This is a genomic window from Streptomyces sp. NPDC026673, assembly GCF_040638135.1.
Classification (GTDB): Bacteria; Actinomycetota; Actinomycetes; order Streptomycetales; family Streptomycetaceae; genus Actinacidiphila.
Genome location: NZ_JBEZXR010000008.1, coordinates 156249 through 180703 on the forward strand (window position 1 = coordinate 156249; position 24455 = coordinate 180703).

Below are 24455 nucleotides of genomic sequence, written 5' to 3' on the forward strand. Positions count from 1 at the left end.
CGTGAATGCCATGGACGTCGGGGGACCGGCCGAGGAGTCGGCGATGGAGGCCCACGGGGTGGGCAGGAAGTACCGCCGGGGCTGGGCCCTGCGGGACTGCTCGTTCCGGCTGCCCGCCGGCCGGATCTGCGGGCTGGTGGGCCCCAACGGCGCGGGCAAGACGACGCTGATGTCGATGGCCGCCAATCTGCTGGAGCCGACGGAGGGCACCCTCACGGTGTTCGGCGCGGCACCCCGGTCCGCGGAGGCCGGACGGCGTACCGCCTTCCTCGCCCAGGAGAAGCCGCTCTTCCGCCGCTTCACCGTGGCCGAGACGCTGCGTCTGGGCCGCGAGCTGAACCCCGGCTGGGACCAGCGGGTCGCCGAGAACATCGTCCGCGCGGGCAATGTGCCCATGGAGGCGAAGATCGGCACCCTCTCCGGTGGGCAGCGCACCCGCGTCGCCTTCGCCCTGGCCTTCGGCAAGCGCCCCGACCTGCTGCTGCTCGACGAGCCGATGTCCGACCTCGACCCCCTCGTGCGCCACGAGATCATGAGCCTGCTGCTCTCCGAGGCCGCCGAACACGGCACCACCGTGCTGATGTCCTCCCACATGCTCAGCGAGCTGGAGAGCGTCTGCGACTTCCTCCTCGTCATCTCCACGGGCGGCCTGCGGATGGCCGGCGACGTGGACGAACTCCTCAGCGCCCACGTGCTGCTGCAGGGCGCGGTCGGCGGTGAGGGGCCGGGCGTCCCGGCGGAGCTCGCCGGCCACACCGTCGTCGAGTACCGCACCAGCGGGCGCCAGGCCACCGCGCTCATCCGCCCCGACGGACCGGTGGCCGGCCAGTGGCAGTCCCACACCCCGCACCTGGAGGAACTCCTGCTCGCCTATCTGCGCTGCCCCGACGCGCCGCCTCTGATCAGCCCGGTGGCCCAGGTCCCGGGCCGCGTACCCGGCTCCGGCGGTTTCCGGGGGGCGGCGGCATGAGCGACCTGACCACCACGGCCACCACGACCTCCGCGCCGCCCGCGCCCCCCGTCGCCACCCGCGGCAGCCGCGGCCTCCGGCTCAGCGGCATGACCTGGCTCATCTGGCGGCAGCACCGGGCCGCCTACTGGACCATCCTCGCCGCGACGGTCCTGTCCGCGGCGTGGATCGTCTATCAGCGCGCCGGCATGATGGACTACCTCACCGCCCACGGCTGGCCCGACGCGGAGTCCGACAAGTGGCTCCGGAACATGGGCCCGTACACCTCCTGGCTTCAGAGGGTCGCCTTCGGTCTCGGCTTCGTCCCCGTCCTCCTCGGGGTCTTCCTCGGCGCGCCGCTGCTCGCCGGCGACCTGGAGAGCGGCACCGCCAAACTCGCCACGTCCCAGTCCGCCAGTCCCGCCCGCTGGCTGGCCGCCAAGCTCGGGGTCACCGTGCTGGTGGTCGTCGCGGCCACGGTGACCCTCTCCGTCGTCTTCGAATGGTGGTGGCGGCCGGTCGGCAAGGAGAACACGGTCCTGGACTGGACCTCCGGTGCCGCGTTCGACACCACCGGAGCCGTGCCCGTCGCGCTGACGCTCTTCACCGTCCTGGGCGGCGTGGCGATCGGCATGCTCCTGCGCCGCACCCTGCTCGCGATGGTCGTCACCTTCGTCTTCGCCGTCTCCGTCCAGGTGGCCTGGGCCTACTTCCGGCTGGACCTCGGCAACGTCGTGCGGATCACCACCGACACCGGGGTCGACGTCCCCTCCCCGAGCATCCCGGCCGGTTCCTTCCAGATCGACCAGTGGTTCGTCACGGGATCCGGGGACACCCTCGGCTGGAGCACCTGTGTGCACGAGGCGTCGGAGAAGGCCCGCGACGCCTGTGTGCAGAAGGCCGACATCGTGGGCTGGGCGGTGGACTACCTGCCGATCTCGCAGATGAACGGCATGCAGTGGTTCGGCTCCTCGATCCTCTTCGTCCTGACCGCCGCCATCGCGGGCTTCGTCTTCCTCTGGGGCCGCAAGCGCGTCGTCTGACCGGCCGTCATCGCGACGCGCCGGCCGGGACCCCGGGTGCACGCACCCCGGGTGCACGCACCCGGGGTCCCGTCGTTCCCGCCGCTGCCGGGACGGCCGGGACGGCCGGGACGGCCGGGACTACCGGGAGGCGGACACGGAAGCGGTCAGGCGCCGGGCGACCTCGGAGGCCGACGGCATGGCGGCGATCTCGTCACGGAGGCGCTGTGCCGCGGCGGTGAACGCCGGCTCGGCGAGCAGCCGGCCGACCGCGGCCGTGACCGCCTCCGGCGACTGCTCACCGATCGGCAGCGCCACCCCGGCCCCCGCGGCCTGCAGGCGATTCGCCTGCCGCTGCTGACCGGCCGAGCCCGGGATGACGACCGCGGGGATCCCGCGGGCCGCCGCGCCGAAGGTGGTGCCGGAACCTCCGTGGTGCACCACGGCCGACACACCGTCGAGCAGCTCTGCCGCGGGCAGGAAGGTGACCACCTCGACCCGCCCCGGCTCCAGTCCGAGATCGTCGGCGGGGACGCCTCCCGACGTCGCCACCAGGTCGATGTCCAGGGCGCTCAGTGACCGGAGCACCGAGCCGAGTGGCGGCGTGACACCGGGGACGGTGCTGAAGCTGACCAGCACCCGGGGCCGGCCGCCGCCCGGTTCCCGGGGCGCGCGCGGCGTGCCCTCGGGGCCCTGGTGGGGTTCCGGCCGCAGCGCGATGCGCTCGAGGGCCGGCAGCGCGCCCCCGCGCTGAAGGCCGGGCGGGCAGAGGTCCAGCAGCCAGTCGCCGGAGGGCGCGTGGGCGGGCGCCTGCAGACCGCGTTCGAGATAGCGGGAGTGCGCCGTCGCGGCCAGGGCGTCCAGAACCTCCGGTTCGAGTGCCGGATCGATGGCCATCACCGCGGAGGGCAGCTTGAGCACGGCGGCGACGAGCGGACCGACGTAGTCGCAGTGCTCGGAGACGATCAGATCGGGCACCCACGCGCGCGCCCCGGCGAGAGCCTCGTCCAGGGAGAGGTCGACGCGGGCTCCGGCGAAGAACTCCGCGATGAGTTCCGGCGAGGGGTCGGTCATGAGGTTGCGGCCGGTGCGGCGGGTCACCTCGGCGATCGCCGTGTCCGTCGTCGCGCCGGCGGGGATCAGCTCAAAACCCTCCGGCTCGACCGAACCGGCCATGCCCGCGGCGCTGACGAAGGCAACGGTGTGCCCCTGCGCCCGCAGTGCCCGGGCGAGGGGCAGCAGCGGCAGGAAATGGCCGGTCAGGGGGGTGTTGAACACGAGAATGCGCATGGCGGCGAGACTACATTAGTGCTTGCGACAGCAAATAAGTCCACCACCGGTGGCCCCGGCAGCCGCTGATCCGGGCGCCCGGCACCGCGCAGGTCACCGGGCGATCGCCCGGGCGAAGTCGGCACCGCGCTTGAGGGAGACGCCGCGGGCGGTGAAGGACTTCGCGTTCGTGGTGACCAGGCCGGAGGCGCTGCCGCGCGGGACGGTGACGGCGCCGCCTTCCCCGGGACCGTGGTCCTTCCCCGGGGCCGCGGGACGGGAATCGTTCCCTCCCCGGGACGGGAAGCGGCCGCGCCTCAGCGGCTGTTCACGCGGAGGCGGCCTTGGCGAGGATGCCCTCGACCTCGTCCCGGCCGAAGGCCCGCAGGGTCGTGCTGCGGACGTTGCCCACCTTGCCGAGCTGCAGGAGCGCGGCGGCCGCCGTCTCGTCGTCGGGAGCCTCGATGATGCCCACGAGGTCGTACGGGCCGACGGTCCAGTAGATGTTCACGAGCCTGGCCCCGAGCCCCTGCAGCGCGGCGCCGAAGGCGTCGGCACGCTCGGCAGTGTCCTTGTAGGCGCGAATGCCCTGTTCGGTCCAGCTCAGCAGCGTGATGTAGACCGGCACGATCGCTCACCGCCATGAGGAGAGGTACGTGACCCCAACCAGCCTAATTGCCCCTGTGGGAGGCCGCATCCGGCGTTCCCGCCGGGCATGGGGAGGACAAATTCCGGTGCGTCGCGGCCGCGGCAATGGTTACCGTCCCCGCGTGACCCGTCGCACCCCACCGCGCCCCTTGGACGTCGAAGCGCTGTTTCCCGAGGTCGTCCCGTTCCGCAGGGAGGCCGTGCGGCTGCATCCCCGTGCGGGCGCGCCGACGTGCGGCGACAGTTCGGTGGGCGGTCCGCTGCTCTGGCCGGCGCGGGAGCCCTGGCCCGAGTGCTCCGAGCACCGGAGGGGCTCGCCGATGGTCCCGGTTGCCCAGATTCACCGCTCCGACGTACCGGACGTCGTGCCGTTCCCGGACGGGTGCGATCTGCTCCAGGTGCTCTGGTGTCCGTGCAGCCACGAGGGCGGGTGGGTCGTTCCGCAGGTCTGCTGGCGGTCCGCGGGGGCCGTGGGGGAGGTGCGGCAGGCGCCACCGGCCACGGAGGCCGCATACGGGCAGGTGCCGCGGCCGTGTGTCGTACATCCGGAGCTGGTGACGGAGTACCCGAGCTGGGACCTGCCGTACGAACTCTGGGACGCCCTGGAGGACCGCTTCGTCCAGGTGGAGAAGGAGACGGGCTGGGACTACCAGTACCACCTGTCCACCGCGCCGGGGATCAAGCTGGGCGGCTACCCGGGCTGGTGTCAGGACCCACAGTGGCCGAACTGCCCGGACTGCCGGGCACCGATGGATCATCTGCTGACGGTGGAGAGCACCGAAGAGGCCGATTGCCGGCAGGCGTGGACTCCTGTCGAGGACCGCGACGCTCGGCTGGACGGGCCGGCCCTGGTGCTCGGCGACCTGGGCGGGGTCTATCTCTTCGAGTGCCGCACATGCCCCGGGCGTCCGTTCACGCACCGCCACGACTCCTGAACGTCCGTCGAAGCCACTGACCGGTCGGCGCGGCGTGTCCTCACATTTCACCGGGCACTGGTGCCGGGGGCCCTGGGGGCCGTGCTGATCGCTGCGATGCGGCCCTGTGGGTGCCGTAGGCCGCTGCCCTTCGCGTGGGCGCGTGCAACTGCGCGCCGGTCCCGGGCGTCATGTCCGGGCATGAGCCGAACCCGGTCGAGGTCGTACGCGTGGATCCCGTGGGTCGGCGCACCCGCTTTCGGAATGTTCGCGGGCGGTGGCGCATGGCTGCTGGTCGTCTACGCGCGCGCGTACTGCGATGCCGGCTACGAGGCCGGCGACAGGTTCGGGTTCCTCTTCGTGGAGCTCCCGGCGAGCGTCATCGGCTTCGGCCTGTGCGCGCTCGCCATGCACGGCCTCGGCTGGTTGCTGACCCTTCGCGCGCCGACCGCTCTGCGGATCTGTGTGTCGGTGCTGCTGATCGTGACGGCGCTGGCATTCCTGGCAGCCCGGTATTTCATGGCCGAGGCGTCGCCTGACGGCTATCCCGGCGATTCCGGGTTGTGCCCGCCGAGCAACATCCCCCCGTGGTGGCCCGACTGGATTCCCACCTGACGCATTGTGACGCATCACCGCCCCGTGAACGCCATGGACGCCGGTCCCCCGGTGGGGATTCGGTAGCCGCAAGGCGCCGGCTGCCGACGAGGGGTCACGTCGTGGCGTTCGCGGTCGCCGGCTTCCCGGCCGACACCGCGGCGATGGTGCCGGTGGATCGCCCACCGTGCGGGGCTGGGGCCCGGTCCCCTTCCCTACCGTCTCGTTCCGCTGTCTGTCGTGAGCGATCTCAGGTAGGAGGCCGCGCAGAGTTGGTGGTACTGCAAGGGGCCGAGTTTGTGCCGGATCTTCTCTATGTGGAACCGCACGGTACGTCGGCTGATGCCGAGCCGCTCCGCCACCTCCTCGTAGGACGGTGCGTGCGCCAGCAGCGCGAAGACCTCGGCCTCTCTGTCGCTGAGCGTCCCCGTCATGGCCAGGGCCGCGGTGAGCGGTGACGGGAGGGGTGCGGGCAACTCGCCCGATCGCTGTTCTGTTGTAGCGTACATGCCTTCCATGGTTGGGCGTGTGTGATCATGGGAGAGTGTGTTCGATCGCTTTCGGTCGTTCTTTGGCGCGAATCAGGTGGCCCGTGAAACAGAGGCGGCCTGTACGGGCTCTCAGGAGAGCAGTGTGGCCGCCAGCTTCATCCGGTCCTCGTGTTGCCGGCGGGCGAGGTTCAGGGTCTCGGCGTTCTTGTCGATCAGCCGCTTCTGGTACGCGGTGGTCACCGCGTAGCGGACGCCCACCAGGTTGACCTTCCTCTTGCAGGCGACATCCGCCCCGGCCGCGGCGATGGCGGCGGACGAGGACAGCTCCCCTTCCTCGAAGCCGAGTTCGTTGGACGCGTCCATGGGGTCGGTGACGGAGTATCCCGCCGACTTCATGCAGGCCGACCATTTCCTGTCGTTCTCCCGCACGCGGGAGTCCGCGCGGGTCTGGGACTCCGCCTCGCTCCTCAGATTGAAGACGTACATGATGTCGACGGCGTTCGCCTTCGGGGCGTAGAGCTTGAGGAAGGCCTCGCGGGTGCAGCCGCCCAGGGGCACGGCCCGACCGTTGACCTTCTGACCGCTGCCGCCTTCGCGTCGGGCGGCTTCCTCGCTCATCGGCAGTGACTGCGGGTCGGTGTCCGCCGCGCCGCCGAGGACCAGCTGCTCGGTGTCGGACAGGGGGGCGCGGGGAGTACGCCGCCGTTCTGCGGCGGCACCGGCCTGCGGGTTCTGGTAGCCGTACCGGGCGACCTCCTCGGCGTCGACCACGCCGAAGATGTAGCGGTTGTCCGTTACCGGGGCGGGTCGCCCCGCGGGGGGTGCGTAGGTGAATCCGAACCGGGACATGCACGCGACCTCGAGCGCGCGTTGCGCGCTGTTGAGCTTCTCCCGCTCGTCGGCCGTGGCCTCGTAGGCGGCCATGGGGAATTCGAGGCGCTTCGTCTCCAGCAGGACCGGGATCTCTCCCAGATCGGGTTCGGCGGTGCTGTCGGCGGACCCGGCGGTGTCGGCGCAGGCGGTCAGCATCAGTGTGCACACGGTGGTCAGCACGGGGGCGATCCACCGGACGAGGGGAGAGGGCATGCGGATCCTCGGAGAAGGTCGAAACGAGTCGTACGGCCGTCGCCGCGCCCGAGAGCGGGCGGAGCGACGGCCGTACGTCGCGGCGTCAGCCGCTGTTGGTCGCGGAGATCTCGTTCTTGAAGGTTGCGGAGGCGTTGCCCCTGTAGCCGGCCGGGATGGTGCCCCACGAGCCGTGGTAGTCAGGGTCCGTGTAGACGTAGTAGTCGAAGATGCTGTCCCGGTTCCAGTACGAGGCCGTGTTGTCGTCGGTGGTCTGCCCCGAGCCGCTGCAACTGCCCTTGAACTTGTCGTTCGAGAAGTTGGCGTCGCTGTCGTAGACGTCGAAGACGCAGCCGGCGTTCCCCGAGTTGTAGTACAGGCCGAACTCGTTCACCTCGAGGACGCCGTCTCTGAAACCGATGGCCGCGGCGCTGGGTGTGGTGCTGATCATCAGGCCGGCCGTCGCGGCAGCGATGGCCGCCAGTACGCCGAGGCGGTGAGCCGTGCCTCTGGACATCACGTCTCCTTGTGGGATTTCGGGTGGTCCGTTGGCAGGAACGCTCGGTGATCCAACCCCCCGATCCGGCGGGGTGTCTACTGGCGTGAGGGACAGTCGTTGAGCCTTTGACGAACTGGTAGGTTGCCCGGACGTCCCATGCTCGGACCATCAACTCCCTTGGTTTTGAGCAGAGTTCAGGATCCCACTGGTTTCCGCGCGTGGTTTCACTCCAGGAGTCGCCGCATGCGCCCTGCTCTTCTCGTCTCCGGTGCCGCTTTGGCGGCTCTCGCGCTGACCGGCTGCGCCGGCTCGGACGAGTCGGCTGCGCCGTCCGCGACCGCGTCGGTCAGTGCGGAGGAGATCGCCTACTACCGGTGCCTGGAGAAGAACGGACTCGTCCTCGAGACGCCCAATCCAGGGCAGTTGCGCGTGGACAAGGACAAGAACACGGACGAGGCGGTGGCCGCGGCCGCTGAGGACACCTGCCGGGATCTGCAGAAGGCGATACCCGATGCGGCCGTCTCCGAGGAGACCCTGGAACTGGAGCGCGAGGTGAGCGCCTGCGTGCGGGAGAAGGGCTTCGAGGACTACCCGGATCCCGACCCCGAGACCGGTGCGGTCGACCTGACCGCCGCGGGAGTCCAGGAGGATCCCGAGTTGCGCGCCGCCCTGCAGGACTGCAGGCCGCAGGACACCCGTGCGGGCGACCCCGTCGTCGGCGGCTGAGCGGACGGCCGGCAGCGCGGAGGGAAGGGGCGAAGGTGGTCGTCGGTGTCGGGGAGTCCCGGACTGTGACGGGAACGGGCGATGAGGCGGAGACCACGACGCCGGAGGCGGCGTCGACGGGTTCCGCCGCGGGCGGCCTGCGCAGGCGGCGCCGCTGGGTGGTCGTCGTGGCCGCCGGCGCGGCGCTGGTCGCGATGGGCGGGCTGGGCGCCTCGCTGGTGATCAAGTCGCCCGCACAGGCGGCGGCCGAGGCCGGAGCGCCCCCTCGGGACGTGCTGACCGCTCCGGTGGAGTACCGGGTACTGGTGTCGTCCCTGATCACCCGGGGCCAGGTGGCCGCGGGGCAGACGGCGCGGATCGCCCCCCAGATATCGGGCGGCGACGGGGTCTCGGGCGCGGTGATCACCAAGATCGCGGCGCAGTCCGGGTCCACCTTGAAGCAGGGCCAGGTACTGCTGGAGGTCGCCGGGCGGCCGGTGTTCGTCCTCAAGGGCACCGTGCCGGTCTACCGGGACCTGCGGCCGGGGGCCACCGGCAAGGACGTCGCCCAGGTGCAGAAGGCGCTGCGGGACCTCGGGCACGGAACCGGGAGCGACCCGGAGGGAACGTTCGGAGCGGGCACGAAGGCCGCGTTGGCCGCGTTCTACGCGTCGATCGGCTACGACCCGCGCCCCGCCCAGGATGACGACGGCGCCGCGTTGCGGGCCGCCGAGGAGACGGTGAAGAGCGCCGAACGTGCTCTGGAGGACGCCGAAGACGCCCGGGGCGCCGCGGGGACCGACTCCGCCGCGACGGACGGCGGCGGCAGCCCGGCCAAGGCGGTCGACCGCGCCCGGGACGATCTCGCGGACGCCCGGCAGGCGTTCGCCGAGGCCCAGGCGCGGTCCGGCCCGATGCTTCCGGCGGGCGAGGCGGTGTTCCTGGAGGATTTCCCGGCCCGGGTGGCCTCGGTGCAGGGCAGGGTGGGGGACCAGGTCACGGGTACCGTCATGGTCGTCTCGTCGGGGCGCCTGCTCGTGGAGGCGTACGTACCCGAGTACCAGAAGGGGTTGCTCCGGCCCGGCCGGCCGGTGGAGATCCACTCCGAGCTCAGCGGCGTCACGGCCACAGGGAAGGTGGCCTCCGTCGCCGACACCATGACCATGCCCGGGCAGTCGTCGGGAGACGATGCGGGCGACGGCGGGGACAAGGGCGGCAGCGCGGTCGGCGGTGCCTCGGGATACCTGGTGCGGATCACGCCCGACAAGGCGCTCGACCCCCGGCTGACCGGCCAGGACGTCCGGCTCACCATCGAGGCGGCCTCGACCGGGGACAAGGTGCTCGTCGTGCCCGTCACCGCGATCTCCTCGGGCGCGGACGGCCGCACGGTGGTCACGGTGGCGGACGGCCGGGGGCGGCAGCGCAGGGTGGAGGTCCGGCCCGGGACCAGTGGCGACGGGTACGTCGCCGTGGAGCCCGTGGCGAAGGGCGCGCTGAAGGCCGGCGACCTGGTGGTCACCGGCGTCGACGCGGGCCGGCCGGCGTCGGCCGCCTCCGGTGGGACGGCGCCTTGACGCCCGCATCCGCCCCACCCGTCATCGAGTTCCGGCAGGTCGTGCTGACCTACCCGGGCCCGCCGCCGGTCGCGGCTCTCAAGCTGTGCGATCTCATCGTGCGGCGGGGGGAGTTCGTCACCGTGGTCGGCCCGTCGGGGTCGGGCAAGTCGACCTTCCTCAACATCGTCGGCCTGCTCGACAGCCCCACCGGGGGGCGCTACCTGCTGGACGGCCTGGACACCTCCGTCCTCAAGGACGCCGAACGCACCGCGCTGCGCGGGCGGCGGATCGGCTTCGTCTTCCAGTCGTTCCACCTGCTGCCGCACCGCAGCGCCCAGGAGAACGTCGAACTGGCGCTGGTCTACAACGGGTCGCCGCACCGGACGCGCCGCGCGCACGCCCGCGAGGCCCTGGAACGCGTGGGCCTCGGCCACCGGGCCGCCGCCGTGCCGACCCGGCTGTCGGGCGGTGAACGGCAACGGGTGGCGATCGCCCGCGCCCTGGTCGCCCGTCCCGCCCTGCTGCTGTGCGACGAGCCCACCGGCAACCTCGACACCGCCAACGCGCGCTCCGTCCTGGCCCTGTTGGACGAGCTGCACGCGGACGGGATGACGGTGCTGGTCATCACCCATGACACCGACGTGGCCCGGCGCGGCAGCCGTACCGTGGCGATCCGGGACGGCGTGCTGAGCGAGCAGCCCGCCGAGGCGGTGGCCCCATGAGGATCCGCCGCCGCGACCGTGCGCGCGCCGTGCCCTTGTCCGTCCTGTCCCCGCGGGACCTGCTCGGCGAGGCCCTGGCCGGCATGCTCCAGCGTCCCGGCCGCTCGGTGCTGACGGCGCTGGGCACGGTCCTGGGTGTCGGCACCTTCGTGGCGATCCTCGGTCTGACCGCGACCACCTCCTCGCAGATCGACGGCCGCTTCAACGCGCTGACCGCGACCGAGGTGACCGTCGAGGACGTCGCCGCCGAGCAGGACCCGTACGCGGGGCCCGCGTTCCCGAAGGACGCGGACGAGCGGATCGGCGGGCTCAACGGAGTCCAGGCGGCCGGCGTGTACTGGACCGTCCGTACCGGAGCCGACACCAAGGTGCGGGCCGCCCTGGTCGGAGAGGCGACACGGGGTTCCGACATCGACGTGGTCGCGGCCTCCCCGGGTGTCCTCCAGGCCGCCCGGCCCAGCGTCTCCCAGGGGCGCCTGTACGACCGGAGGATGGAGGAGGACGGCGAGTTCGTCGCCGTCCTCGGCTCGGGTGTGGCCTCGCGGCTCGGCATCGCCACCCTGGGCAATCGTCCGGCCGTCTTCATCGGCGACCAGCCGTTCACCGTGGTCGGGATCATCGACGACACCCAGCGCAAGGCGGACCTGCTGCTGTCGGTGATCGTGCCCCGCACCACCGCGGAGAAGGTGTGGGGCCCGCCCGAGGGTGGCGGGGCGTCGATGCTGGTCGCCACGGATCTCGGAGCGGCCCGCCAGGTCGCCGAACTGGTCCCCACCGCGCTGCGCCCCGACCACCCCGAGTACCTGAAGGCCGTACCGCCGCCGGACCCGAAGACCCTGCGGACGGGAGTGGGCGACGACCTCGGCCGGCTCTTCCTGCTGCTCGCGGCGATCTACCTGGTCATCGGCGCGGTCGGGATCGCCAACACGACCTTGGTGGCCGTCCTGGAACGCACCGGCGAGATCGGCCTGCGGCGCGCCCTGGGGGCGCGGGGTCGCCACGTCACGGCACAGTTCCTGGCCGAGTCCGGGGCGCTGGGGGCACTCGGTGGCCTCGTCGGCACCTCGCTGGGGGTGATCACCGTGGTGGGCGTCGCCGCGGCCCGCTCCTGGACCCCGGTCGTCCATCCGGCGACGGTCCTGGCCGCGCCCGTGATCGGCTTGGTCACGGGGGTCCTGGCGGGCCTGTACCCGGCCTGGCGGGCCTCCCGCATCCAGCCCGCCGAGGCCCTGCGCCGCTGACGCCCTCCGGTGCCTCCTGCGAAGGCCGACGGCGGTGGCACCGGTTGAACCTTCGTGGCCGCCGCGATCGAGTCGGCCGCCGGGCTGCCCGTTCGCGCGACCGCGGTCCGCTGCCGCCCGTGCGACGGGGCCGTGCGATGCCGGGCGTCGACCGACGGCCATGGCCCGCCTCGTCCGGAACTGGCAGGATCCGACCATGTCGATCGACCCCTTGCTGGCCAGGGCCCGTGCGCTGTGGGAGGGCCTGGCGGCAGCCCCGGTGTCCTTCGCACCGGAGGGAGGCGTCAGCGTTGTCGTCTCGCCCGAGTCGCGCTTGTGCCCCGCCGGCTGGGTCGGTGTCGTGTCCCTTGGCGATGCGGCGGTCGCCACCGCCCCCACGCAGCGCTTGGCAGTCTTGGTGCGTGAGGGGCTGGCGGCGTTGCCCGTGGCGGCGGTCGCCGATGCCGACGCGGTCCGCGAGGTCCTGCCTGTGGCTCGGGTACTGGGTCCCGCGGCGTTGTCCTACCTGACCCCGGACGCGTTCCGCTCGGCCCCGCCGGGCGCCTCGGCCGTGCGGCGACTCCCCCGCCTCGACCCCGAACTGCGAGGCCTGGAGGAGGCCGCGGGAGAGGAGAGTTCCGCGGAGGCCGCTCTCGGGGACATCACCTCGCCGGCGTTCGTGGTGCGCGCGGGTGGCGGGGTGGTCGCCGCCGCCGGTTACCAGGTCTGGCCGGGCGGGGTCGCCCACATCAGCGTATTGACCGATCCCGCCTGGCGTGGACGAGGGCTCGCCCGGGTGACGGCTTCCGCGACCGTGGCGCATGCGTGCGCCGCCGGACTGCTTCCGCAATGGCGCGCTCGACCACTCCCGTCCCGGCGGGTCGCGGCCGCTCTCGGGTTCCGGGAACTGGGTGCGCAACTCAGCATCGAGCTCACCTAGGGAAGGAGCCGCCTCGGCAAGGTCACCTCCGTCCGCATCACCATGTCCCCGACCAGCCGGGAGACGGCATCGTGGACGCCGGTACGAGGTTCAGGGGTGACGATCGACCGTGGCTCACCTCATGATCGGGCACGCGTCGGCACGCGTCGGCACGCGTCGGCACGCGTCGGCACGCGTCGGCACGCGTCGGCACGCGTCGGCACGCGTCGGCATGCGTCGGCATGCGTCGGCACGCGTCGGCACGGATGTCACGGCCTTCCGCGGGTGCGCCGACCGCGGCCCCGAGGACAGATGCGGCCACGCATAGGAAGATGGAACCGGGACCTGCCGAGTACGTCCTCATCCCCATACTCGGGCAGCCACTTGCGCACGGCACAGGAGATGAGAAGACAGCGGCGCAGCCGATCGCGGAACAACCCGGTGGGCCGTCCAGGCGGTCGGGGCACCCGCTTCCGGCAAGCCCGGTTCCACAGGATCGCGCACGGAGGAAACCATGGGCGCAGTCCTCGGTGACGTACTCGGTTTCGCGGCCGCCGTCGCGATCAGCCCGCTCCCGATCATCGCCCTCATCCTCATCCTCGCCACGCCCCGGGGACGTCTCAACGGGGTCCTCTTCACCGTCGGCTGGATCCTGGGACTGTCGGCACTGGGGGCGGTGATGCTCGCGGTCGCCTCCCCCGCGGGCGCCTCCGCCCACGATCACCCGGCCACCTGGGTGGGGGTCTTCAAGCTCGTTCTGGGCCTGTTCCTCGTCCTCTTCGGCGCCCGGCTGTGGCACCGGCGCCCGAGGGATCCCTCGCAGGCACGGTTGCCGAAGTGGATGGGCGCGATAGACCGCCTCACACCGGCGAAGGTCTTGGGACTCGGACTGGCCTTGGCAGCGCTCAACGCCAAGAACGCACCGCTGACCATCGCCGCGAGCGCCACCATCGGCTCAGCCGGGCTGCCGGTCGGGCAGCAGATCGCATCGCTGGCCGTCTTCGTCCTGATCGCCACCCTCGGCCTGCTGGCACCACTGGGAGTCTTCCTGCTCGGAGGAGAGCGGGCGAAGACCACACTCGGCGACTGGAAGGACTGGGCGGCTGAGCACAATGTCGGCGTGATGGCGGTCCTGTTCCTCGTCCTCGGACTGAAACTGCTGGGTGACGGCATCGGTATCGTCACCTCCTGACGGCCCGCCCACCGATCCGCCCGTCCAGGAGACACGCGGGCGGGTCTCGGGGTCAGCGGACCCACGGCCCGGGGAGCTCCGTACGAATGGTTTCGAGATCGGCTGGCGTACGTCCACACGCGTGAATCCATGACTGGTCCTCGATGCCGTCCCTGCGCACCAGGCGGCCGGGAGCCGCATACCAGCGCACCGGCGAGTCGTCCCTGCTCGCCCACATCGGATGGTCGGGCAGGTCCACCCGCGCATAGCGAGTGCGGAGGTTCGGCATCAGCGCGTCCGGGAGCTCGCAGGCGTTGTAGAGGTCTTCCGCGTCCGCTCCGAAGAGCGACTCGCTGAGCACGAGTTCCACCCAGGCCGAGGACATCCGGTCGAAGAAGGGAATCCACCCCTCGGACGATTCCACCACCACCGGCGGGTCCTCCTGCTCGATCTCGTCCAGCGGTATCCCCCAGTACGCGCAGTCCTGGTTCTCGCGTCGGAAGATCAGCACGCCGTTCAAGGCCTCGTCGACGTAGAGCCCGGTCGGCCGGACCAGCGGGTCCTGCTGTCGGGTCAGGTCGTCCCGCCGGCCGAAGAGCCCGTAACCCTCACGCAGGGCAGCCGGAAGCCCGAAGCCCAGATCAGCCTCCGCGGCCGCCAACTCCTCCTCGGGACAACCGTCCTCCGCCCGCAGTGGGCGATCCATCCACGCGTCGGCGAACCAGCGCACGAAATGCCAGGCGTGGAAGCGCGTCTGCACTCCACCCCGCAGCTCCACCGACACGTCAGGGTCGTTCAGCATGCCGGGGAGGCTAGCGCCTCCCTCGACCACCCGGCCGCGCCGACCGCGAAGCGGGAAACGGGCGTGGCGGACAAAGGGGTCGGAACGGTAAAGGAGGTTTCCGCCGAGCCGCCGCGACCGACCGGCCGGCGGCAGGCTGGTCGACGTGTTTCCGCCGCGTTCAACAGCGTGCGCTATCGTCCGGACGCTTGTTCCCGTTTACTTCAGAGGGAGCTTCATGCACCTCAAGAAGGTCTCGCTCACGGCGGCGATATCCCTCCTCGCCGGGCTGACCACCACCGCTGTCGGCCTCAGCGGCGATGCCTGGGCCGACAGCGCAGTGACACTGCCGCTGCCCCACTACTCGCACATGCTGGTCGACCCGGCCCACCAGCACCTGTTCTTCAGCAGCGGCGTCGGCAGCGGCACCATCCTGGTGACCGACTACGACGGCGTCACTGTCCGCACCATCGACAACGAGCCCGGGGCGATCGGGCTGGCGCTGTCTCCCGACGGCGGCACCGTCTATGCGGCGCTCTACAACGGCGACGCCATCTCGGCCATCGACACCACGTCCCTGAACGAGACCCACCGCTACGGCACCGGCGCCGGCAGCGAGCCCCGGAGCGTCGCCTACACCGGTGGCAAGCTCTGGTTCGGCTACGGCGGGGCGACCGAGGGGAACATCGGGTCGATCGACACCGGCGGCGACCCGGCAACCGTCAGCCTCGACACCGCCGGCGGGTGGTACAGCGCACCGACGCTGGCCGCCGACCCGTCGGCCCCGGGAGTGCTGCTCGCCGCCGACCAGGACACCAGCCCGCCCTATCTGACGCGCTACGACGTGTCTTCGGGCAGTCCGGTCGTCGGCGTGCGCCGCTGGCTGCAGGACTCGGCCAACGTGAGCGACATGCGGATCACGCCGGACGGCCAGGACGTGGTGCTGGCGACCGGAGCGCCGTATTACCACCAGGTCTTCAAGCTCTCCGACCTCTCGGCGGACGGCACCTACCCGAGCACGCCCTACCCGAACTCGGTGGCGATCGCGCCGGACGGCGCTGTCGCCGCGGGCAGCGACGCGTCCTATGACAAGGACGTCTACGTCTACCAGGCCCACCAGTCGTCCCCGATCAACACATACGACTTCGGGTCCGGCAGCACACTGGCCGGTTCCGGGCTCGCCTGGGCCCCGGACGGAAGCCGGCTCTTCGCCGTCACGGCCGACGTCTACGGCGCCAACCCCACCCTGCACATCCTGTCCGACCCCGAGGCGTCCGCCTCCACGCTCACCCTGGCCGGGCCCGTCACGGCTGTTCCGACCCGGCAGCTCACCCTGACCGGATCGCTTGTCTCGACGAACCCCATGCCCGCCGGGCAGCAGGTCAAGGTGACCCGGGTCGATCCGGCGAACCCGGGCGGCATCGCCCTGCCGGACGCCGTCACGGACGCCAACGGCGGGTTCACCGTCACGGACACCCCGGCGACCGAGGGGGCGACCACCTACCGGGTCTCCTACGAGGGCGACTCCAAGCACCTGCCCTCGAACGCCTCGTACAAGGTCCAGGTGGCCAAGTCGGCCTCCACGATGACCTTGACCGCCCCGGCCACCTCGACCCGGACGGCGAAGCTCACCCTCACCGGCACGCTGGCAGGCGGACCGTACACCGCCGGCGAGACGGTCCGGATCACCAAGAAGGACCTGGCCCACTCCTCCGGCTACAGCATCGGCACGGCCACGGTGGGTGCGAACGGCAGCTTCACCATCCACGACACCCCGGCCATCGGCGGCAGCAACACCTTCACGGTGAGCTACCCGGGCGACAGCACCCACAAGGGCTCCACCGCGTCGGCGACCGTCCAGGTCTCGCGCACCGCCTCGGCCCTGTCGGTGACCAGCAACGCCTCGACGTACTCCTACGGCGCGACGGCCACGGTCACCGCACACCTCGGCACCACCTACAACAGCCGTACCGTCTCGATCTACGCCCAGCCCCACGGGGGCACCAAGACGCTGGTCAAGACCGGCACCGTGGACAGCCACGGGAACCTGGTGGCGAACTACAAGCTCAGCCGGAACACCGTCTTCAGCGCGGCCTTCGCCGGTGACTACCGCTACGCCCCCGCCACCGCCACCCGGACCGTGAACGACCGCGTCAAGGTGGCGGAAACGCTGAGCGGGTACTACACCAGCACCCACTACGGGAGCACCCTCTACCGGGTCTACCACCACACGGCCAAGGAGAAGCTCAACGTCACGGTCACGCCCAACAAGGCCGGGCAGTGCGTGCTCTACCGGGTGCAGCAGTACTACAGCGGCGCCTGGCACACGCTGACCACCTCGCCCTGTTACGCCCTCAGCTCCGCCAGCACCGGCGCTGGATCGGTGAGCCTGAGCCATGCGATCAACGGCAGGTTCCGCCTGGCCGCCGAATACGTTCACAGCAGCAAGGACACCACCAATGTCAGCACCTGGGGTGCCTGGCAGTACTTCACCGTCAGGACCTGAGCGGCAGTCCTGACAGCTCGGCCGCGAGATGGCGAAGGGCCCGCCCAGCCTTGGGCGGGCCCTTCGCGCACCCTCGGCGACGCGGTCGCACGTCCCGCCGCCCGATCCGGCACGACGCTCAAGGGCATGAAGGTGCGCGCCGCCCGGGAGAAGAACGCCCTGCGGTCGACCGTGCCCGACCGTCCGTCGCGGCACGGATCCGGCACGAACGCATCGCGGCGGCCCGTGGAAAGATCACGCTGCGGCTTGACCTTCACAGTAATGCGAATCTTTAGCGTCGGTTCAGTAGCTGAAAGCCAGCTGAACGGCGCAAGGAGACATTGCCATGTCCAAGGCTCTGATGGGACGGACTGCGCTCGTGACCGGAGGGTCGCGGGGTATCGGTGCGGGGATTGCCCGTGAACTGGCGCGCGAAGGTGCAAACGTGGTCATCACCTATCGAAAGTCGCGCGAGCAGGCGGAAGAGGTTGTCGCCGACCTGGCCGCCCTTGGGGCGAAGGCGCTCGCCGTACAGGCGGATCAGTCCGTTCCCCACGAGGCGTCGACCGCTGTGGAACAGGCCGCCGAGTTCCTGGGCGGCCGGATCGACGTGCTGGTGAACTCTGCCGGAGTCGCCGTCATGGGTACCGTCGACCAGTTGGACCTGGAGCTTCTCGCAGGTGTCCAGCAGATGATGGGCACCAATGTGCTGGGGACCATCGTCACCACGCATTCCGCATCGCGGTATCTGCCCGACGGTGGGCGCGTCATCCTGGTGGGAAGCACCGTCGCACACAGCATTCCCGTCCCCGGTGTCGCCGAATACGCGGCAAGCAAGGCGGCGATCGACCAGCTCGGTCGTGGGTGGGCGCGTGACTTCGGCCCGCGCGGCATCACCGTCAATGTCATTCAGCCCGGCGCGACCGACACGGACATGAACCCCGCGGACGGGCCGAACGCTGCCCCTCAGGTGGCCATGACACCTCTGGGGCGCATGGGCACCACCGAGGACATCGCAAAGGCGGTCGTCTTCCTCGCCGGCGACAACGCCGCGTACATCACGGGCGCACGGTTGACCGTCGACGGCGGATTCAGCATCTGATTCGGGAGCGCCCCCAACGCGCGGGGCTCCGGTGCCAGGACCACAGCGGACGGTACCGGGGCCCCGCCGCCGGGAAATCCGTCCGTCGAAGCGTCCGGCCCGTCTCCGTCTCGCCGGCAGCCCCAGCCCTGGGCTTCACCGGTAGCGCTTTCCGGCGGGCGAGCGCCGGCGCGTGAGTCTCGCCGTTGTCACTGCGCAACCAGGTCCAGGACCCCATCCGCGGTCGTAGGCAACGGGGCTGTGGCGTCCTCCTGGAAGCGCAGATATGCCTCGATCGCGCGCTGGTTGCGTTGCAACACGTCGATGCGCCGTTTGATGCTGCCGAGCTGACGTCGCAGACCGTCCAGATCCTTTGCGTCCGGACACTCCCGGGTGTGCGCATCGCCATCGGCGGACTCGAGACAGGGCAGGACCTCGCGGATCATCTCCGTCGTCAAACCGACTTCGAGGAGTTCGCGGATCTGCAGAACACGGTCGATGGCCGGCTCGCCGTATGTGCGGTATCCGTTGGGGCTCCGGAACGGCGTCAGGATGCCGACCTCTTCGTAGTAACGAAGCAGCCGCGGCGCGACACCGGTCTTGGCGGCCAGTTCTCCGATCTTCACATCGCCCTCCCCGGGCATTCGTGCGAACGATAAGCCTCGTTGTCGCACAGGTAGGCGATCTTGCCTTTATCTGCGGGACCTTCACGCTACTGGAAAGGTTCGGCTTCTTCCACGGCCCGGAATGTGAGGTCAAACCACCCTCTCCACGGTGTCGCCGCCCCGGCTGCGGCGCAGGCGCTTTCCCGGGTCTCGAGTCGCCGGACAAAAGGGGCGCCCCAAGACGCGGGGCGCCCCTGTGCCATGTGCGAGGGGCCCCACGGTTCACGGCTGTCGCCCGCTCGATGGGGCACGCATCCGGCACGTGCGTCAATCGTCGTCGCAGCGCTCCAAGACGAGGGAGCGTCGTTCCCCGACACGAAGGCGGCGCGGAATCCGGGGGGCTGGCGCCCGGTGTGGCCAGTCGGTACTAGGGGTTCCGAAGACCGATGCACACGGTCGCGTACACGATGCCGATCACCCACATCATCACGCCCAGGCCGAACCACAGGGCGACCGTCCGCGGGGTCACCTTCCCGTGTTCGAAAGGATCCTCCTGCTCGAACCTGCCTGTCCCATCGGAATCGTTCACGACACCTCCCAGGGGAACTCTATCCGCGGAGAAACTGTCATGCCCATGCGCTAGGAAGAGAACGCGGGCCAGGGCCGTCATGCGGGGCATGCCAGTCGGTCACCTGGAATCGGTTGCGGTAGCTCGTGAGTGCCTAGGTTGCTGTGCCTCGTTGCCGTACAGCATGGCGACGGCGAAACCAAAGGACACCGGAGGTCACCAAGAAGATCAACCCAACCAGCAGCATTCCCGATGGCAGGAACAGATTGCGCAGCCCGGTATCTCCTTCTCGCGCAACATGCGACGGATTGGCCGGGTTGTAGACGATGTCGATTCGATCGCCGTCGTCGAGCAGTCTCTGGCCGACCTTCTCCGGCAAAAGACGGTGGGTCTCGGTCTTCTCGGCAACCTTGAAAGTGACCCACCATTCAGCGTCACTGCCTGTCCCGCGGTTGTGCGCGGCGCCAGTGGTGTGGATTCCATCTCGGAGTTCGATGGCGATGGGCGCCACGGCAGCCATGAACCACGTTCCCACAGTCAGGATCAGCATGGCGATCGTCAGCACGGCGACCGGGTTCTTGCAGAACCACTCCATGTCGTCGCGGCCACTCTCCGGGAACTTCGACGGGTCCCAGTGCGTACCAGTCCGAGCAGGACCTCCAGCGGCATCACCAGATCGCATGGCAGAACCTTACGGCGGGGGTCACGCGGCCGATAAGCCCACACCCGTAAGTGAACAGCCCCTGACAGGGGCCAACTTGGACGACTCCGAGCGAAACCTGTAACAGCTCGCCTCAAGGGATGGTCTGATGCGTCGATGTTCTACGAGGATCTCAGCCGCTATGAGTACACCAACGACGGCGACACGTTCTCCGACCCCGACCCGGGCAGTCTGCGATTCGTGTGCTTTCAGCCCCCGTATGAGCGCCTCAACGTCGGTTGGCTGAGCGGGGACGAGCCCTGGACATGCGGACGGGCCCCCGTCGGCTTCACGGACAACCTGCTGGCCGTCATCGAGGCGCAAGCGATCAATCTGATGCTCGGCATCCACCCCTGCGACTTCTGCAAGATCCCGTTTGACGATCCGCACCCGTGGTACACACCGCGGCCCGGTAACCACCGCGCCAGTTGCGGCAGCGGCGAGATCCGCGTCCCGGGCGCGTACGGTACTGCCTTTGCGGCCCCGACACTCATCGGCCACTACGTCGTCGACCACGGCTATCTGCCGCCCCGCGCCTTCGTCGATGCTGTTCTCGCATGCGACCTCGATGTCCAGCGGCCCGCGAGGCACCCGTGGATTCCGTTCCCCTGGGTCCCCGACGATGTCGAAGCGGAGTGGATCGAGTGATCCGGTGGTGGCTGCCAGGAATCACGCTGCTATGGCCTGGTCGCCAGTCAGGCTGATCATCGCCGAGTCTTCGGCCACGGCGGCACGATAGTGGTGATCGTCTTGGCTATCGGTGCCAGTAGCCCTGATCAGTTCTTCTGGGTCCAGTCTGCCGAGCTTGTCACCTGCGACTTCTCGACGCGACGAGCCCTCACCCTGCCGCACAGCACCAGCACCCCACCGAGCACGCCGAGTGCCAAGGCCACACCGGCAAGGTTTGCCCTCATTCCGGTAGAGAGCCCGAGGAGTGTCGGCCCGCCGTCCAAGGCGAAGCCACCACCCATCGTCACAAAACCCCAGCCGACCATGGGCAATCCTGCATTCCCCGCGTTTCCTCGGCCGTTCAAAGCCAGCACGCCGAGGAGTGCGAGCCCGAAGCCGGAGACCAACATCAATGAGGCATACACGCGGGAACACTACCGCGCGGACGGTGGAGCGGAAATGGGCGGTGTCCTGCCCGGTCTGGGGTCGAGCGCCGCAGCGGCATGGATCGCGGCATCCAGCAGTGCCACGTTCGGAAAGCCCGCGCCAAAGTCGGCCTGCCGGAGAACTTCCGCTTCTACGATCTGCGCCACACCGGCCACACGCTGGCGACGCAGTCGGGTGCCACGCTCAAGGACGCCATGGTCCGCGCCGGCCAGTCCTCCGAGCGTGCTGCGCTGATCTACCAGCACTCGACGCTGGAGCGGCAGAAGGAGATCACCGCCGCGCTCGATGCTCGCGTGCGGGCTGGCCGCACATCAATCGACGGGCACGACGACGGCTCATCGGGCACGCAACGGGCACGGGAGGGATAAGGAGGTCTGGACAACAAAGAAGCCCCGGGCTGTGTGCCAGGGGCTTTTGCATGGAGCGGGTGACGAGAATCGAACTCGCGCTCTGAGCTTGGGAAGCTCATGTTCTACCATTAAACTACACCCGCGTAAGACACCTGTTGAGGTATCTGACCTCGCACACTGTACCCCATGCCCGGCCCCGGGCGCATGCCTCCCGGGGCCTTCGTGTTGTCACGGAAGGGTGTGCGGGGAAGCGGTGGAGGGGCGTACGGTGTGGGCGACCCGAGGTGCCGGAGCGGGCGGAGTGCCGCGTGAGGTGGGGGTGGATTCATCCCCTAATGTGGCTTTCGTCGTTGAGGTACCGGGGAGAAGGGGAGCGATGGATCGCACCGTCGTTCGTTGTGCCGAGGGGCACGTTTTCAGCACCGCTACGTTCCCGATGCAGAACCTGGGAGCCGGCCGGCTGGGCCCAGGGCGGTTGATCAGGTGCCCGCGCTGCGCGCGCCTGCGGAGTGCCGTTCCGGTGGAGCCGGTGGAGAGCGGCGGCAGGTAGCCGCCGGCGGCCGGACGCCCTGACCGCGCAGGTCGGACGTGAAGCGGGGGCCCCGGGCCGGGTCGGCTCGATTCGGCCCGGAGCCCCGTCCCCGCGTAACCTGCTTGCGTGCTTCTCTCTGACAAGGACATCCGGACCGAGATCGACAACGGCCGGGTCAGCATCGACCCGTACGACCCGTCGATGGTGCAGCCGTCGAGCATCGATGTGCGGCTGGACCGTTTCTTCCGGGTGTTCGAGAACCACCGGTATCCGCACATCGACCCGGCCGTCGAGCAGCCGGATCTGACGCGGCTGGTGGAGCCGGAGGGGGAGGACGCGTTCATCCTCCATCCCGGGGAGTTCGTGCTCGCCTCGACGTACGAGGTGATCTCCCTCCCGGACGACATCGCCTCGCGGCTGGAGGGCAAGTCGAGCCTCGGCCGGCTGGGACTGCTGACCCACTCGACGGCGGGCTTCATCGACCCCGGCTTCTCGGGGCACGTGACCCTGGAGCTGTCGAATGTCGCGACGCTGCCGATCAAGCTCTGGCCGGGGATGAAGATCGGGCAGCTGTGCCTTTTCCGGCTGACCTCGGCGGCGGAGTTCCCGTACGGCTCGGACAAGTACGGCTCGCGGTACCAGGGACAGCGGGGCCCGACGCCGTCGCGGTCCTACCTCAACTTCCATCGGACGCAGGTGTGAGCGGATGAGCGAGCCCGCACGGGAGAACCTGACGTACGAGGCCTTCGGGCAGGCGGTGCGCGAGATGGCGCGGACGATCGCCGAGGACGGCTTCGAGCCGGACATCGTGCTGTCGATCGCCCGCGGCGGGGTCTTCGTGGCGGGCGGGCTGGCGTACGCGCTGGACTGCAAGAACATCCACCTGGTGAACGTGGAGTTCTACACCGGGGTCGGGACGACCCTGGAGATGCCGGTGATGCTGGCCCCGGTCCCCAACGTGATCGACTTCTCCGACAAGAAGGTGCTGATCGCGGACGACGTCGCCGACACCGGCAAGACGCTCAAGCTCGTCCGGGACTTCTGCGTCGACCATGTCGCCGAGGTGCGCAGCGCGGTGATCTACGAGAAGTCGCAGTCGCTCGTGAAGTGCGACTACGTGTGGAAGCGCACGGACGACTGGATCAACTTCCCCTGGAGCGTGGAACCGCCCGTGGTGCGCCGCTCCGGCCAGGTGCTGGACGCGTAGGGCCGAGCGGGACCGCGAGAGCGGCCGCTGCACGGGTAACCGGATGTACGGGTAAGGGGCGCCACTCCAGGAGTGGCGCCCCTTACCCGTGAAGACGGGAGACGGGGCCGGCCGCCCCGTTCGCCGCGGTCAGATCACCGGCAGCTTGAACAGCACCAGCAGCGCGATCAGCTGGATCGAGGCCGCCCCCAGCGCCTTGGGCCACGGCAGGTCGTGGGACTTGGAGATCATGGAGGTCAGCAGGGCCGCGCAGCCGATCCAGGTGATCCAGCCGAGGAACTGGACGAAGGTGTTGGCGCTGCCCAGGAAGACGGCGAAGACCAGCCGGGGGGTGTCGGTCAGCGCGGTGACGAGCATCGCCAGGCCGATGGTGGGCGCCCAGGCGCCGTCGCCGCCGAGCTGGCGGGCGAGGGCGTTGGTGACGGCGCCGAGCATCAGGCCGCACAGGATGACGGCGATGGCGCTGCAGATCACCCACGGGATGCTGTTGGAGAGGGTGGCGTCGAGCACGTCCTCGCGGGCGCTGTCGAAGCCGAAGACGGCGAGCAGCCCGTAGAGGAAGGTCACGATCAGGGCGGGACCCCACACCTGGTAGTCGCGCATCTGCCAGAAGGTGGCGGCCGGGCGCATGACGACGCCGCTCAGCAGCTGCTTCCAGCCGAGCCGGGGGCCGGCGGGGGGCGCCATGGTGTGGCCCGCGCGGTAGGTGGACACCTGGTCCGGCTGCTGCGGGGACTGCGCCTCGTAGGGGTCGTAGGTGTCGGGTGCGTCGCCGATGGAGAAGGCGCGGGTGTGCCCGGGGTTGTTGTCGTACGAGGGGGACGACGCCGGGGCGCCGCCGAAGTACTCGGGTTCGCCGTCGGCGGCCGGTGTGAAGCCGTAGTGGGGCTGCTGCCCGCCCGGTGAGGTGTTCTGCTGCGGGTAGCCGCCGTACTGCTGATGCGGGTGCTGCACGTCCCCGTCCCGTCCGCGTCCGTTCCTGAATCCAGCCACGCTTCGAACGTACCCGGTCGCGGGGGCGGAGGACGGAGCCCCCCGCCTCTGGAGGGGGTTTGCTGCCAAGCTGTGACAGATTCCGCTGCCTCGGGCGCTGCGGCGATGCCTCCGGGTGACGGCGGTACGGCGGTATGGCCGCTACGCGGTCACGGCGGCACGGCGGCACGGCGGCCGGGGCAGGGGCAGGGCGATTTCGCGCCGGGCGGCCCGCCTCCCCGGAGCGGGTGGAGCCCCTTGACCGGCACGCCCTCGGCGTCGTGGACCAGTCCCTCCACCACGAACCCCGGGCC

The 24455-nt window shown here is 70.2% G+C and carries 26 protein-coding genes, 1 tRNA gene and 1 pseudogene; 16 read left to right on the top strand and 12 right to left on the bottom strand.

Annotated features, from left to right (window positions below):
* The first annotated feature begins 10 nt into the window (after positions 1-10).
* On the top strand, positions 11-970 hold the full coding sequence (locus tag AB0F62_RS09565; RefSeq protein WP_361794532.1) for an ABC transporter ATP-binding protein: 960 nt from the start codon (positions 11-13) through the stop codon (positions 968-970).
* Positions 967-1992, top strand: coding sequence for an ABC transporter (locus tag AB0F62_RS09570; protein WP_361794444.1), 1026 nt, complete (start codon positions 967-969; stop codon positions 1990-1992). The genes AB0F62_RS09565 and AB0F62_RS09570 overlap by 4 nt, the downstream gene beginning before the upstream one ends.
* Positions 1993-2112: 120 nt before the next feature.
* On the opposite strand, the gene AB0F62_RS09575 is transcribed toward AB0F62_RS09570, so the two are convergent.
* Together AB0F62_RS09575 and AB0F62_RS09580 are read right to left on the bottom strand one after the other, a co-directional pair.
* On the bottom strand, positions 2113-3261 hold the full coding sequence (locus AB0F62_RS09575; RefSeq protein WP_361794447.1) for a glycosyltransferase: 1149 nt from the start codon (positions 3259-3261) through the stop codon (positions 2113-2115).
* A gap of 307 nt (positions 3262-3568) precedes the next feature.
* Positions 3569-3868 (bottom strand): GYD domain-containing protein, encoded by a 300-nt coding sequence (locus AB0F62_RS09580; RefSeq protein WP_361794450.1) that lies wholly within the window; start codon positions 3866-3868, stop codon positions 3569-3571.
* Positions 3869-4010: 142 nt separating this feature from the next.
* Between AB0F62_RS09580 and AB0F62_RS09585 the strand changes: the two genes are divergently transcribed.
* Together AB0F62_RS09585 and AB0F62_RS09590 are read left to right on the top strand one after the other, a co-directional pair.
* Complete coding sequence (locus tag AB0F62_RS09585; RefSeq protein ID WP_361794453.1) at positions 4011-4823, top strand: DUF1963 domain-containing protein; 813 nt, start codon at positions 4011-4013, stop codon at positions 4821-4823.
* A 243-nt stretch (positions 4824-5066) separates the two neighbouring features.
* The gene (locus AB0F62_RS09590; protein WP_361794456.1) at positions 5067-5417 is read left to right on the top strand and encodes a hypothetical protein; all 351 of its coding nucleotides are present in this window, start codon (positions 5067-5069) and stop codon (positions 5415-5417) included.
* A gap of 194 nt (positions 5418-5611) precedes the next feature.
* Here the strand turns inward: AB0F62_RS09590 and AB0F62_RS09595 are convergent, their stop codons facing one another.
* The 3 genes from AB0F62_RS09595 to AB0F62_RS09605 all read right to left on the bottom strand — a co-directional run bounded on the left by AB0F62_RS09595 (position 5612) and on the right by AB0F62_RS09605 (position 7469).
* Entirely contained in the window at positions 5612-5905 is a 294-nt protein-coding gene (locus AB0F62_RS09595) for a helix-turn-helix transcriptional regulator (RefSeq protein WP_361794459.1), read from the bottom strand.
* 111 nt (positions 5906-6016) lie between these two features.
* Positions 6017-6973: a hypothetical protein gene (locus AB0F62_RS09600; protein ID WP_361794462.1), complete on the bottom strand. Its 957-nt coding sequence runs from the start codon at positions 6971-6973 to the stop codon at positions 6017-6019.
* Positions 6974-7058: 85 nt separating this feature from the next.
* Positions 7059-7469, bottom strand: a complete 411-nt coding sequence (locus AB0F62_RS09605; protein ID WP_361794465.1) for a peptidase inhibitor family I36 protein — start codon at positions 7467-7469, stop codon at positions 7059-7061.
* Between the two features lie 225 nt (positions 7470-7694).
* Between AB0F62_RS09605 and AB0F62_RS09610 the strand changes: the two genes are divergently transcribed.
* The 6 genes from AB0F62_RS09610 to AB0F62_RS09635 all read left to right on the top strand — a co-directional run bounded on the left by AB0F62_RS09610 (position 7695) and on the right by AB0F62_RS09635 (position 13765).
* Complete coding sequence (locus AB0F62_RS09610) at positions 7695-8177, top strand: hypothetical protein (protein ID WP_361794468.1); 483 nt, start codon at positions 7695-7697, stop codon at positions 8175-8177.
* Between the two features lie 65 nt (positions 8178-8242).
* Positions 8243-9730: a peptidoglycan-binding protein gene (locus tag AB0F62_RS09615; protein ID WP_361794471.1), complete on the top strand. Its 1488-nt coding sequence runs from the start codon at positions 8243-8245 to the stop codon at positions 9728-9730.
* Positions 9727-10434, top strand: a complete 708-nt coding sequence (locus tag AB0F62_RS09620; protein WP_361794473.1) for an ABC transporter ATP-binding protein — start codon at positions 9727-9729, stop codon at positions 10432-10434. The genes AB0F62_RS09615 and AB0F62_RS09620 overlap by 4 nt, the downstream gene beginning before the upstream one ends.
* Complete coding sequence (locus tag AB0F62_RS09625; RefSeq protein WP_361794476.1) at positions 10431-11675, top strand: ABC transporter permease; 1245 nt, start codon at positions 10431-10433, stop codon at positions 11673-11675. The genes AB0F62_RS09620 and AB0F62_RS09625 overlap by 4 nt, the downstream gene beginning before the upstream one ends.
* Before the next feature lie 196 nt (positions 11676-11871).
* Positions 11872-12594 carry a GNAT family N-acetyltransferase gene (locus tag AB0F62_RS09630; RefSeq protein WP_361794479.1) on the top strand — a complete coding sequence of 241 codons (723 nt, stop codon included), beginning with the start codon at positions 11872-11874 and terminating at the stop codon, positions 12592-12594.
* A gap of 493 nt (positions 12595-13087) precedes the next feature.
* On the top strand, positions 13088-13765 hold the full coding sequence (locus AB0F62_RS09635) for a GAP family protein (protein ID WP_361794482.1): 678 nt from the start codon (positions 13088-13090) through the stop codon (positions 13763-13765).
* A 52-nt stretch (positions 13766-13817) separates the two neighbouring features.
* Here the strand turns inward: AB0F62_RS09635 and AB0F62_RS09640 are convergent, their stop codons facing one another.
* Positions 13818-14546, bottom strand: a complete 729-nt coding sequence (locus AB0F62_RS09640; protein WP_361794485.1) for an SMI1/KNR4 family protein — start codon at positions 14544-14546, stop codon at positions 13818-13820.
* A gap of 217 nt (positions 14547-14763) precedes the next feature.
* Between AB0F62_RS09640 and AB0F62_RS09645 the strand changes: the two genes are divergently transcribed.
* Entirely contained in the window at positions 14764-17031 is a 2268-nt protein-coding gene (locus AB0F62_RS09645) for a hypothetical protein (RefSeq protein ID WP_361794488.1), read from the top strand.
* A 325-nt stretch (positions 17032-17356) separates the two neighbouring features.
* Complete coding sequence (locus tag AB0F62_RS09650; RefSeq protein WP_361794491.1) at positions 17357-18112, top strand: SDR family oxidoreductase; 756 nt, start codon at positions 17357-17359, stop codon at positions 18110-18112.
* A 188-nt stretch (positions 18113-18300) separates the two neighbouring features.
* Here the strand turns inward: AB0F62_RS09650 and AB0F62_RS09655 are convergent, their stop codons facing one another.
* The 3 genes from AB0F62_RS09655 to AB0F62_RS09665 form a co-directional block, all read right to left on the bottom strand.
* Positions 18301-18717 (bottom strand): MerR family transcriptional regulator, encoded by a 417-nt coding sequence (locus AB0F62_RS09655; RefSeq protein WP_361794493.1) that lies wholly within the window; start codon positions 18715-18717, stop codon positions 18301-18303.
* 406 nt (positions 18718-19123) lie between these two features.
* A complete protein-coding gene (locus AB0F62_RS09660) occupies positions 19124-19285 on the bottom strand; it encodes a hypothetical protein (RefSeq protein WP_361794496.1) in 162 nt (53 codons plus the stop codon).
* Between the two features lie 133 nt (positions 19286-19418).
* The gene (locus AB0F62_RS09665) at positions 19419-19946 is read right to left on the bottom strand and encodes a hypothetical protein (RefSeq protein ID WP_361794499.1); all 528 of its coding nucleotides are present in this window, start codon (positions 19944-19946) and stop codon (positions 19419-19421) included.
* Between the two features lie 135 nt (positions 19947-20081).
* Here AB0F62_RS09665 and AB0F62_RS09670 point away from each other — a divergent pair, with 135 nt between their 5' ends.
* Positions 20082-20612, top strand: a complete 531-nt coding sequence (locus AB0F62_RS09670) for a hypothetical protein (protein ID WP_361794501.1) — start codon at positions 20082-20084, stop codon at positions 20610-20612.
* Between the two features lie 128 nt (positions 20613-20740).
* On the opposite strand, the gene AB0F62_RS09675 is transcribed toward AB0F62_RS09670, so the two are convergent.
* Positions 20741-21058, bottom strand: coding sequence for a hypothetical protein (locus AB0F62_RS09675; RefSeq protein ID WP_361794504.1), 318 nt, complete (start codon positions 21056-21058; stop codon positions 20741-20743).
* A gap of 108 nt (positions 21059-21166) precedes the next feature.
* Here AB0F62_RS09675 and AB0F62_RS09680 point away from each other — a divergent pair.
* Positions 21167-21448 (top strand): annotated as a pseudogene (locus tag AB0F62_RS09680) (site-specific integrase); the annotation flags it as partial.
* Positions 21449-21499: 51 nt separating this feature from the next.
* On the opposite strand, the gene AB0F62_RS09685 reads toward AB0F62_RS09680, so the two are convergent.
* A tRNA-Gly gene (locus tag AB0F62_RS09685) sits at positions 21500-21573 on the bottom strand.
* 515 nt (positions 21574-22088) lie between these two features.
* Between AB0F62_RS09685 and dcd the strand changes: the two genes are divergently transcribed.
* Both dcd and AB0F62_RS09695 read left to right on the top strand, forming a co-directional pair.
* A complete protein-coding gene (gene dcd, locus AB0F62_RS09690) occupies positions 22089-22664 on the top strand; it encodes a dCTP deaminase (protein ID WP_361794507.1) in 576 nt (191 codons plus the stop codon).
* Between the two features lie 4 nt (positions 22665-22668).
* Positions 22669-23169: a phosphoribosyltransferase gene (locus AB0F62_RS09695; protein WP_361794510.1), complete on the top strand. Its 501-nt coding sequence runs from the start codon at positions 22669-22671 to the stop codon at positions 23167-23169.
* A 129-nt stretch (positions 23170-23298) separates the two neighbouring features.
* Here the strand turns inward: AB0F62_RS09695 and AB0F62_RS09700 are convergent, their stop codons facing one another.
* Entirely contained in the window at positions 23299-24123 is an 825-nt protein-coding gene (locus AB0F62_RS09700; RefSeq protein WP_361794535.1) for a Yip1 family protein, read from the bottom strand.
* Positions 24124-24455 lie beyond the last annotated feature (332 nt).

Bases quoted from the DNA above. Each gene is read 5' to 3' on its own strand.
- AB0F62_RS09630 (WP_361794479.1), top strand. From the start codon at position 11,872: ATGTCGATCGACCCCTTGCTGGCCAGGGCCCGTGCGCTGTGGGAGGGC.
- AB0F62_RS09650 (WP_361794491.1), top strand. From the start codon at position 17,357: ATGTCCAAGGCTCTGATGGGACGGACTGCGCTCGTGACCGGAGGGTCG.
- AB0F62_RS09575 (WP_361794447.1), bottom strand. From the start codon at position 3,261: ATGCGCATTCTCGTGTTCAACACCCCCCTGACCGGCCATTTCCTGCCG.
- AB0F62_RS09605 (WP_361794465.1), bottom strand. From the start codon at position 7,469: ATGTCCAGAGGCACGGCTCACCGCCTCGGCGTACTGGCGGCCATCGCT.
- AB0F62_RS09610 (WP_361794468.1), top strand. From the start codon at position 7,695: ATGCGCCCTGCTCTTCTCGTCTCCGGTGCCGCTTTGGCGGCTCTCGCG.
- AB0F62_RS09590 (WP_361794456.1), top strand. From the start codon at position 5,067: ATGTTCGCGGGCGGTGGCGCATGGCTGCTGGTCGTCTACGCGCGCGCG.
- AB0F62_RS09670 (WP_361794501.1), top strand. From the start codon at position 20,082: ATGTTCTACGAGGATCTCAGCCGCTATGAGTACACCAACGACGGCGAC.
- AB0F62_RS09665 (WP_361794499.1), bottom strand. From the start codon at position 19,946: ATGCGATCTGGTGATGCCGCTGGAGGTCCTGCTCGGACTGGTACGCAC.
- AB0F62_RS09645 (WP_361794488.1), top strand. From the start codon at position 14,764: ATGCACCTCAAGAAGGTCTCGCTCACGGCGGCGATATCCCTCCTCGCC.
- AB0F62_RS09600 (WP_361794462.1), bottom strand. From the start codon at position 6,973: ATGCCCTCTCCCCTCGTCCGGTGGATCGCCCCCGTGCTGACCACCGTG.
- AB0F62_RS09570 (WP_361794444.1), top strand. From the start codon at position 967: ATGAGCGACCTGACCACCACGGCCACCACGACCTCCGCGCCGCCCGCG.
- AB0F62_RS09695 (WP_361794510.1), top strand. From the start codon at position 22,669: ATGAGCGAGCCCGCACGGGAGAACCTGACGTACGAGGCCTTCGGGCAG.
- AB0F62_RS09595 (WP_361794459.1), bottom strand. From the start codon at position 5,905: ATGTACGCTACAACAGAACAGCGATCGGGCGAGTTGCCCGCACCCCTC.
- AB0F62_RS09635 (WP_361794482.1), top strand. From the start codon at position 13,088: ATGGGCGCAGTCCTCGGTGACGTACTCGGTTTCGCGGCCGCCGTCGCG.
- AB0F62_RS09565 (WP_361794532.1), top strand. From the start codon at position 11: ATGGACGTCGGGGGACCGGCCGAGGAGTCGGCGATGGAGGCCCACGGG.
- AB0F62_RS09640 (WP_361794485.1), bottom strand. From the start codon at position 14,546: ATGCTGAACGACCCTGACGTGTCGGTGGAGCTGCGGGGTGGAGTGCAG.
- AB0F62_RS09625 (WP_361794476.1), top strand. From the start codon at position 10,431: ATGAGGATCCGCCGCCGCGACCGTGCGCGCGCCGTGCCCTTGTCCGTC.